The following is a 1,791-nucleotide window of genomic DNA, read 5'->3' on the forward strand; positions in this document are numbered from 1 at the left end:
GCCACACCGTCAACAGCTATCCGCTGCCGGAAGCCGACGGGTTCCCGGTCGGGGTGGCGGTCGCCGAGGACCACCGGGTGGTGGCCGCGACCAGCACCGGGCAGGTCTACAGCTTCCGGCCGGCGTGAGACCGCGCCGATGACCCAGGCTCCGGAGCCGGCTTGGCGCACCGAGCTGACCTTGGCACGCGGAATCCTCAGCGGTCGGCAAATCCGGACAAGCGGCGGAGCGCAGATGTGATCAGGGACCGTCGTCGAGCCTGATGATCAGATGATCACCACATGCGCCACCTTGCGTGCGCACTGCGCACAGATCGGCCATGCGCTCGCCGGCAGGCTCCATGACGGAGATCTATAGGATCGCAGCCGCCGCGATGCGCCTTGGCGTGCCGCTGGTCTCCCAGGACGGGATATTCAATAGAGCACCCGGGCTTCAGCTCATTACTGCTATCGGCGACTAACAAGTCGCTTCCGGATCTGCTGGTGTCCGTGGAGGCGCTGGCGGCGGTGCCGACCATCGGCCTCGACTACCTCGCGCTCACCCCGGAGGTCGCCGCGGTGGGTCTGGCCGACGTGCTGTTCGGATCGCACTGAACCAGCCGTTCACACCGCCAACGGCGGAATCGCGTTGCGCGGCACCGACACCGACTGCGGTCCGGCGGTCGGCGGCACCAGCTCACCGGGTGCGAAGTAGAAGATCAGCGCGTCGTCGGTGATGGCGAACTGCTGGTAGTGCGCCGGGTCGAGGCCCGCGGCCGGCGAGATCAGCACCGACCACACCCCGGTCTGCTGTTCCAGCTCGTGCTGGACGATCGGGAAGATGACGTCCAGCGGTTTGCTGTCCGGGGCGAACAACGTGTCGAAGGTGATCGGCCGACGCGGGGACAGGTCGTAGTTGAACGCCTGATACCAGGTGGACGGCTGCGGCCCGCCGATGTCCTGGAAGAACTTGAGCACCACGCTCTGGGTGCCGGTCGACGCGCGCCCCGAGCGGTACTGCTCGCTGCTGGCGTGCAGCTCGTAGGGCCGGTCATGCGGCGGGCCGGCCTTGGCGACGCTGACGAAGCCGTCGCGGTCGCGCACCACGCAGTCGGTGAGCGTCTGCTGGTCGGCGTAGTCGACCGGGAACCGCAGATCCAGCACGTAGCTGGTCTTGCTGGTGGCGATGTGGCAGATCTTTCCGGCCTCCAGCACCCCGCCCAGGTCGGTGCAGGAGGTCGCGGCCGTCGACGCCGGCATGCCGACCCAGCCGGCCGCCGCCAGCCCCCCGGCCGCCAGGGTCACCGCCAATCTGCGCATCGGAGGATTCTCTCATCTTCCGGGGATCACCGGGATGGCCGACAGATGAACGCCGTCGGCCGGGCGGATGTCCCGGCGCCGATCCGGGTGATGACGACCGTCAGCGCCAGCCGCCCGCGCAGCCGCAGCCGCCGGCGCAGGCCGTCCGGGTCGGCCTGGACGTCGCGCACGCCGCGGACCAGGATCTCCAGCGCGCCGCAGTCCAGCGCAGTCAGCGCGTCGCGGAGCCGCTTCTCCCGGTAGGCCAGCTGCTCGATCACCTCGAACCCGCGCACCCCCGGCGGCAGCGCATCGCCGGAGAGGTAGGCGATCTCCGGGTCGAGCTGCCACAGCTCGTGCCGGGCGGCGTAGTGACGGACCAACCCGGCGCGCACCACCGCCCCGTCAGGGTCGACGATCCAGCGCCCGGCCGGCCGCACGTCGGTGTCGGCCGGCTCGGCGTCGGTGATCTGCTCGTCGCGGTCCAAGACACTGGCCCGGCGGCGCACCCCGG

At 70.2% G+C, this 1,791-nt stretch carries 2 protein-coding genes; both read right to left on the reverse strand.

Annotated features, from left to right (window positions below):
* Positions 1–602: 602 nt before the first annotated feature.
* On the reverse strand, positions 603–1,289 hold the full coding sequence (locus AC2VNT_RS02985) for an esterase (protein WP_486945444.1): 687 nt from the start codon (positions 1,287–1,289) through the stop codon (positions 603–605).
* Between the two features lie 35 nt (positions 1,290–1,324).
* Positions 1,325–1,791, reverse strand: a 467-nt coding sequence (locus AC2VNT_RS02990) for a THUMP-like domain-containing protein (RefSeq protein ID WP_486945443.1), incomplete at its 5' end; no start/stop codon positions are given.

The sequence above is a fragment of the Mycobacterium sp. TH-M15 genome, assembly GCF_057473705.1.